The sequence below is a fragment of the uncultured Draconibacterium sp. genome (assembly GCF_913063105.1).
Lineage (GTDB): Bacteria > Bacteroidota > Bacteroidia > Bacteroidales > Prolixibacteraceae > Draconibacterium.
Genome location: NZ_CAJXYQ010000038.1, coordinates 1 through 8,383, shown reverse-complemented (window position 1 = coordinate 8,383; position 8,383 = coordinate 1). Strand labels below are relative to the sequence as shown.

5 protein-coding genes are annotated in these 8,383 nt (G+C 40.1%); 2 read left to right on the top strand and 3 right to left on the bottom strand.

The window, feature by feature from the left end:
* Positions 1 to 283 precede the first annotated feature (283 nt).
* From QZ574_RS19320 to accC, 3 genes are read right to left on the bottom strand one after another with little or no spacing between them, the layout of a single operon-like run.
* Entirely contained in the window at positions 284 to 1,819 is a 1,536-nt protein-coding gene (locus QZ574_RS19320; protein WP_297092627.1) for an acyl-CoA carboxylase subunit beta, read from the bottom strand.
* Between the two features lie 11 nt (positions 1,820 to 1,830).
* Positions 1,831 to 2,340, bottom strand: a complete 510-nt coding sequence (locus QZ574_RS19315) for a biotin/lipoyl-containing protein (RefSeq protein WP_297092625.1) — start codon at positions 2,338 to 2,340, stop codon at positions 1,831 to 1,833.
* Positions 2,341 to 2,349: 9 nt separating this feature from the next.
* Complete coding sequence (accC, locus tag QZ574_RS19310; protein ID WP_297092623.1) at positions 2,350 to 3,855, bottom strand: acetyl-CoA carboxylase biotin carboxylase subunit; 1,506 nt, start codon at positions 3,853 to 3,855, stop codon at positions 2,350 to 2,352.
* Positions 3,856 to 4,139: 284 nt separating this feature from the next.
* On the opposite strand from accC, the gene QZ574_RS19305 reads away from it, so the two are divergent.
* Positions 4,140 to 6,752 carry a DUF5916 domain-containing protein gene (locus QZ574_RS19305; RefSeq protein ID WP_297092620.1) on the top strand — a complete coding sequence of 871 codons (2,613 nt, stop codon included), beginning with the start codon at positions 4,140 to 4,142 and terminating at the stop codon, positions 6,750 to 6,752.
* Positions 6,753 to 6,867: 115 nt separating this feature from the next.
* Positions 6,868 to 8,208: an MATE family efflux transporter gene (locus QZ574_RS19300; protein WP_297092618.1), complete on the top strand. Its 1,341-nt coding sequence runs from the start codon at positions 6,868 to 6,870 to the stop codon at positions 8,206 to 8,208.
* Positions 8,209 to 8,383: the final 175 nt, after the last annotated feature.

Here is an 8,383-nt window from a genome sequence, read left to right as displayed (position 1 = left end):
CAGATAAAACGGGAGTACAAATGAAAACGGTTTCGTACTGATTCAACATAATCATCTAATTTTTAAATTATTAAATATAATATCCAAAATTTTGGACGCGCAAAAATAGAAATAAATTGTTATTTATCAAACAGTTTGGGGTTTTTTCGAGAATATAATTGAATTGTTAAGGGAGTTTCGGTTTTGCTGTCATTTCGAACGAAGAAAGAAATCTGTTTGTGTAAGCTGTTAATGCAACAGATTTCTCACAACGTTCGATATGACAATCTTACTACTTTCTTTCTTAAAGCGGTATATTCCCATGTTTTTTTGGCGGATTCGACTTGCGTTTATTTGAAGTCATATCCAAAGCATCGATTACTTTCCTTCGGGTTTCACGCGGGTGAATAATTTCATCGATATACCCCAGCGAAGCAGCTTTATACGGATTGGCAAATTTATCGCGGTAATCCTGTACTTTGGCCGCTTTCTCTTCATCGGTCATTTTTTCGCGATGGATTATATTTATAGCACCTTCGGGGCCCATAACCGCAATTTCGGCAGTTGGGTAAGCCAGGTTTACGTCGCCACCAATGTGCTTACTCGACATAACATCGTAGGCACCACCATAGGCCTTGCGGGTAATTACGGTAACTTTTGGTACGGTAGCTTCCGAGAAGGCATACAATAATTTTGCACCGTGTTTAATTATACCACCAAATTCTTGTCCGGTACCGGGTAAAAAGCCGGGTACGTCAACAAAAGTTACCAGCGGCAGGTTAAAAGCATCGCAAAAGCGCACAAAGCGTGCAGCTTTAACCGATGAATTAATATCGAGCACTCCGGCAAGGTGAGCCGGTTGGTTGGCCACAATTCCCACGGGGCGTCCTGCAAAACGGGCAAAACCAACAATTATGTTTTGTGCATATTGCGGTTGCACTTCCAGAAAATGTTTGTTGTCTATCACATTCTGGATGATATCGTGCATGTCGTAAGGTTTATTGGGGTCGGCCGGTACAATTTCCTGCAATTCCTCAATAATTCGGTCTGATGGATCTATGGTTGGTTTTACCGGAGGATCTTCCAGGTTGTTTGATGGAAGAAAACTTAATAGTTCGCGCACCATCATAAGTGTTTGGTCTTCGTCGTTTCCGGTAAAATGAGCAACACCACTTTTCGAGCTGTGGGTGTGGGCACCTCCCAGTTCCTCTTTTGATACATCTTCGTGGGTTACTGTTTTAATAACTTCGGGGCCGGTTACAAACATGTGGCTTTTTTCGTTCACCATAAAAATAAAGTCGGTAAGGGCAGGAGAGTACACTGCTCCGCCGGCACAAGGGCCAAGTATTGCCGAAATTTGCGGAATAACGCCTGATGATACCACATTGTTATAAAAGATGTCGGCATAACCGGCAAGACTCTCAACACCTTCTTGTATACGGGCACCTCCCGAATCGTTAAGACCAACTACCGGAGCACCCATTTTTAATGCGAGTTCCTGAATTTTTACAATTTTATCGGCATTGGCACGGCTTAGCGAACCGCCGAATACAGTGAAATCCTGGGCAAAAACATAAACCAGTCGTCCGTTTACTTTTCCATAACCCGAGATTAAGCCATCGCCCAGCACTTTTTTGGCTTCCATACCAAAATCGTAATTGCGGTGGGTCATTAATTTGTCAATTTCTGTAAAGGTTCCCGGATCGAGTAGTTGAAGAATACGTTCGCGGGCTGTTTTTTTTCCTGCCGCATGTTGTTTTTCAATTCGTTCCTGGCCTCCACCCTGTTCTGCCTGAGCATTAAAATCTTCAAGCTGTTTGTATTTTGCTTTTAAATCCATTTTTTTTTCTTTTAATCCAATTCAATCAAAACCTGGTTGCTGTCAATGGTGTCCTGGTTTTTTACATTTACTTTTTTTACTGTTCCGTCTTTGGGAGCTTTGTATTCGCTTTCCATTTTCATGGCAGAAATAATAATAACCGTATCACCTTCTTTAACCGAATCACCTTCTTTAACCAAAATGTTAACAACCTTCCCGGGCATGGGCGAAGAGATTTTGCTGTCTCCCTGTCCAACTCCGTTCGCATTTCTGTTTTGTAAATATCTTGCTTCTGCATCAATCACTTCCACCTCGAAATTATCGTAAAGGGTGTAGGCGGTGTATTTTTTCGGAGTTGCTTCAGGTACCAGTTCAATATTGTACGAATGCCCGCTTTCAAGTATTGAAAAAGTTCCGTCAGCTGTGTGCATAAGGTCAACATTGTAGACTTTTCCGTCTACTTCTATTTCCAAAATGTTTCCATCTTGTTTTAGCAAATTGACCCATGCCAGTCTATCGCCAATTTTAATTTCAACAGCCATATTTATAGTTTAAAAATGATTTACGTATGGGATTTTTTTCCAGCGACTTTGTGCCGGAACAAATTCTTTATGTACTTCTTCAGTACTTCCTAATTTATCAAGGTAATCAATAAAAGCAGCAATAATAACCATGTCTTCAGGGTTGTCTTTTGTTGCTTTCGATAGTAATTGTTCCTGATTTTTTTCAATAAAATGTGTGTCGTAATTTCCTGAAATAAAATTTTTGTTGTTCATTACGCGTTCGAGCATTTTTATTGAGGTTTTTACACCGGTTATTTTGTATTCGTACAAAGCTCTGCGCATTCGGGCGATGGCTTCGTCGCGGGTTTTTCCCCAAACAATTAATTTAGAGATCATTGGGTCGTAATAAATAGGTATTTCGTAGCCTTCGTAAACGTAGCCGTCGGTACGAACCCCCAAACCCAGTGGTGCCGAAATTTTATGAACCTTGCCGGCACTGGGCATAAAATTATTATCCGGATCTTCCGCATAAACCCTGCACTCAATGGCATGCCCCTTTTGTTTTAAATCGCTTTGGCCAAATTCGAGTTTACGGCCTTCTGCAACATAAATTTGTTGTTTGACCAAATCAATTCCGGTAACTCGCTCTGTAATTGGGTGCTCAACCTGTAGGCGCGTGTTCATTTCCAGAAAATAATAATTTAGGTCGTTGTCAACCAAAAATTCAATGGTACCTGCCCCTACGTAATTAACAGCTTTGGCAGCTTCTACGGCCGCTTTGCCCATTTCGTCGCGCAGTTCCTGTGTCATCAGTGGAGACGGTGTTTCTTCAATCATTTTCTGGTGACGTCGCTGCACAGAACATTCGCGTTCAAACAGGTGCACAGTATTTCCGTGCTGATCGGCTAAAATTTGAAACTCGATATGATGTGGCGAAGTAATGTATTTTTCGATGTAAACAGCATCATCACCAAAAGCGGCTTTAGCTTCTGAACGCGCTGCACGCACTGCCGAAACAACTTCCGATTCGTTTTTAACGAGGCGCATGCCTTTTCCTCCGCCACCTGCTGATGCTTTAATCATTACCGGAAGCCCAATGCTTTTGATTACCTCAAGAGCTTCATCTTCTGTTTTTATTTCGCCATCGGTACCCGGAACTACTGGTATTCCAGCTTTTGTCATTGCATCCCGAGCCTGTATTTTATCGCCCATTTGGATAATAACTTCAGGCGAAGGACCAATAAAAATAATACCTTCGTTGGTACAACGACGTGCAAATTCTGCATTTTCGGAGAGAAAACCATAGCCGGGATGTATGGCATCTGCGCCACTTTCTTTGGCAATTTCTATTATTTTATCAACGTTTAAGTAGCTCTCGCTCGAAGGAGCTTTTCCAACATAATAGGCTTCATGTGAATAGCGAACATGAAGTGATGTTCTGTCGGCTTCCGAGTAAATGGCAACGGTTTCAATGTCCAGTTCCCTGCAGGTTCGCATCACACGAATTGCAATTTCGCCTCGGTTTGCGATTAGAATCTTTTTGATTTTGTTCATACAAATTTGAAATCAATAATTTTAAATCATCTCAATTGCTGCAAATAATAACTCTGTTTTTGAAAAATTGTTTAGCTCTGCCTGATTTGGCATTGAAGTTACTTGTTGTTCAATACGTTAATACCGCTATTTTGTTAATAAATGTAAAAAGAAGCTATTTGAAAGGATAAAAGATTAGTGAAATTTGAATTACAAAAACAATGGTTCTAAAATTATATTTTTTATGATAACTATTTTTTTCTTCTTTATTATTACTTATTTTTGCTGCTAATATAAAACCGACCATGCAATCAAAATACACTCTAACACTTCTTTTATGCTTGTTTTCTGTGTCTTTATTAAGGGCTCAGGATCTTAAATATACCCTCTCTGATGACTCGTTGGTAAATCATTATGCCAGTATTAAAAGAGTATATTATGCTACACGTACGTCGTTGGTTCCAAAAATCGACGGTAAGCTTGATGACGAATGTTGGCAATCAGTTGGGAAATGGGATGGTGGTTTTATTCAGCAACAACCACGTCAGGCACATGCGCCTTCGCAAGAAACAGAAATAAAGATTTTATACGATAATAAATACCTCTATTTTGCTATTAAGGCTTTTGACAATGAACCCGAAAAAATGAGTGTTAATTTAGGGCCTCGCGACGATTATACAGTTGGCGATATAGCTGGTGTGGCCATTGATTCATACAACGATAAACAAACTGCTTTTGAATTTAATCTCACCTCGGCCGGACAGAAGGTTGACTTAATGCACATGGGGGAATACGGCTGGGATTTTAACTGGAATGCCGTTTGGGATGGTAAAACATCTGTTGGAGACTCGGCCTGGTATGCCGAAATGCGGATTCCGTTTACGCAAATTCGTTTTGCAAATAGCGAAGAACACATTTGGGGAATGCACATTTGGCGATACATTTACCGACTGAGCGAAGAAAGCCAGTGGAAACTGATTCCTATTGATGCGCCTGCCATGGTTTATATTTTTGGCGAGTTACGAGGTATAAAAGATATTCCGTACAAACGTAATTTCGAGGTAATGCCGTATGCCAGTGCTAAATATATTCCGGAGTCGAACGATAACAATAATTTTGGTTTTGGACTTGATGGAAAAATTGGTGTTACTTCAAATTTTACCCTCGACTATACCTTTAATCCTGATTTTGGGCAGGTTGAAGCCGATCCTTCTGAATTAAATCTTACATCGTACGAAACATTTTACGACGAAAAACGGCCGTTTTTTTTGGAAGGAAACAGCATATTGGAATACAATTCGGGAAGTGATATGTTGTTTTATTCCAGACGAATAGGACATGCACCGAGCTACGAACCTGATTATGATGAGGAGAATGGTGAAAGATTGGAAATGCCCGACAATACAGCGATTATAAATGCACTGAAACTTACCGGAAAAAATAAAAAAGGCTTTTCGATGGGATTGGTAAACAGCATGACCGCACGCGAAACAGCAACTGTAAAATCGGCCGATGAGAGTATAAAAGAAGCTGTTGAGCCGTTTACAAATTTTTCAATAGTCCGCTTAAAGCAGGATTTTAATGAAGGAAGCACTGTGCTTGGTGGAATTTTTACCTCTACCGTAAGAAATATTAAAGATGAAAACCTGGAATTTTTGACCGATAATTCAATGGTTGGAGGTCTTGACTTTGAGCATAACTGGAAAAACCGAAAGTACTACATTGCTGCCAAAAGCTTTGGTTCGAGGATTAGTGGTTCCGAAGAATCGATTGCGCGCTTGCAACGAAACTCCCGGCATTATTTCCAACGCGAAGATGCGGATCATTTAACCTATGATGATACTAAAACCAGTCTGAGTGGCTGGGGTGGAGAGTTCGCCGGAGGAAAGCGTAGCGGAAAATTGCGTGTTACAGGCGAATTGGAATGGCGCTCACCAGGTGTAGATTTGAACGATGTTGGCTACTTGCGCCAGGCCGACTACATTAATCAGGATTTCGACCTGCAGTATCGTGTAAATAAACCCAAAGGCATTTTGTTAAACTATTCGCTTCACTTATCGCAAGGCCATAACTGGAGCTATGGTGGCGAAAACCTGCGCGATAATTTAACAACCTACCTACGCTTACGTTTTAAAAATTACTGGAAATTCGACCTGGTAGCTTATAAAGTATTTAATGAGATTGATACCCGTGCACTGCGAGGTGGCCCATCGTTACGCATGGATAACCGAAACAAATTTTCGGCAGCTTTACAAACCAACTCGCAACGCGACTTTTTTGTAGGATTACGCTCCGATTTTACCCGATATGCAGATGATATTACTTTTGAAAATTCATATACCTTTTATTTAGATTGGCGCATTAGTACACGCTTTATGCTTTCTTCCAGCTCTACTTACATTAACGAGCAAGACAACAGCCAGTATGTAAGACGGACGATGGTTAACGATAACTACGAATATGTGGTGGGTAACCTCGATCGACAAACATTTTATACCACTTTTAGGGCCGAATTTTTTATTACACCTGAATTGTCGCTGCAATATTATGGCAGCCCGTATGTTTCGTCGGGAAAATACCTCGATTACCGCCGTGTAAAAGATTCGAAAGCGAAAGACCTCGCCAAACGCTATGATTTTCTTACCGTTCAGGATAATCTTTTAAAAGATGATGCCGGCAATGTTTATCACGATTTTTCGTACTACGATTTTGACTTCGAATTTCAGGAGTTTCGATCAAATTTTGTGGCACGTTGGGAATATAAAACCGGATCAACATTGTACCTGGTATGGAGCCATAACCGCAGTAATTACGTTGATGCCTATAATTCGTCGTTGGGAAACAGTTTGAAAGACATTCGTAAAATTAGTGCAGAAAACGCATTTATGCTCAAGTTTAGCTACTGGTTCTCGCTGTAGGTACTTATTTTATCTCATACGTTTTTCAAAAAACAAATGTCCTTTTCTTGTCAGACAATTTTCGCGGTTAATAGATAATCTGATTTTACACCCAAATAAAAATTATCTTTGACGCGTGAAAATTCAAGACTATTTACCTTTTTATAAACGCAACCTGGCTCTGGCACTTCCAATTGTATTGTCGCAAATTGGGCAAGTAACTGTTTCACTGGTTGATAATATGATGGTGGGGCATGTGGGAACAAGCGAGTTGGCTGCAGCATCGTTTGCCAATAGCGTATTTATGATTGGGATGGTTTTTGGAATGGGGGTAACCATGGGCCTTACGCCATTGGTAGGAAAGGCTTTTGGACAGAATGAACTTCGAAAAGCTATTGTATGGTTAAAAAATGGTGTTTTTGCACATACCATCATGGCAATAGTTTTATCAATGCTGATGTTTTCAATTTATTTTATGTTGCCGTTTATGGGGCAAACTGATAATGTGTTAAAACTTGCCCGCCCTTATTATTTGTTGCTATGTTGCTCGTACCTGCCATTTATGCTGTTTTTTACCTTAAAGCAGTTTTTTGAAGGTATTGGAAACACAAAATTGGCCATGCAAATCACCCTTACAGCAAATGTGGTAAATATATTGGTGAACTATGTATTTATTTTTGGAAAACTGGGAATGCCGGAACTTGGGCTACTGGGAGCTGGATTAGGAACCCTGGCTTCACGCATTTGTATGCCGGTTTTATTTGCCTTTTTTATTCTTCGAAATTCACGTTTTAGGCGTTATTTTGTGTTAGCACACCACCAGGCTTTGCTTAAAAAATACATTAAGCCCTTATTGAATATTGGTATTCCAATAGGTTTTCAATTAATTGTTGAGGTTGCTGCTTTTGGTATTGGTGCTGTAATGATGGGATGGTTGGGCGAAACACCATTGGCAGCTCATCAGATTGCACTCGGACTGGCTACGTTTACTTATATGATTTCCCTCGGAGTAGCGCAGGCAAATACAATACGTGTTAGCCATCAAATGGGAGAACGGGATTTTGAGTCGTTAAAAAAGGCTGTTTTTGCATCAACACACCTGGTTCTTCTATTTATGAGTGTTGCTGCCATACTATTTATTGTTGGACGTAATTTACTTCCTTATTTGTTTACAAGTGATAGAGAGGTGATTAATGTGGCCGCAGGATTGTTGGTAATTGCTGCAATCTTTCAGCTTTTTGATGGTTTACAGGTGGTAATGCAAAGCTCGTTAAGAGGAATGGCCGATGTTACCAAACCGATGCTAATCGCTTTTATTGCCTATTTACTAATAGGCATACCGGTAAGTTATATTTTTGCATTTAAATTCGGATTTGGCCCCAAAGGTATATGGATGGGCTACCTGGTAGGATTAGGTACAGCCGGTATACTTTTCTTCTTTAGGTTTAATAGTAGCTTAAAAAAATGGATCAGTTAGAATTTCAGGTGGAGCAACTTATTTAATTAGCTTGCTAATATGAAAGCCGAATCAATTAATAAGCTTAAACCCTCGCCGGGCAGGCCTTCATTTCTCCATAGATGAGAAACGAAGCAAAGAATCAAGTCAAAAATAACCTTTGTGTTTTTTCAAAGTTACCAAATAGCACGATTGA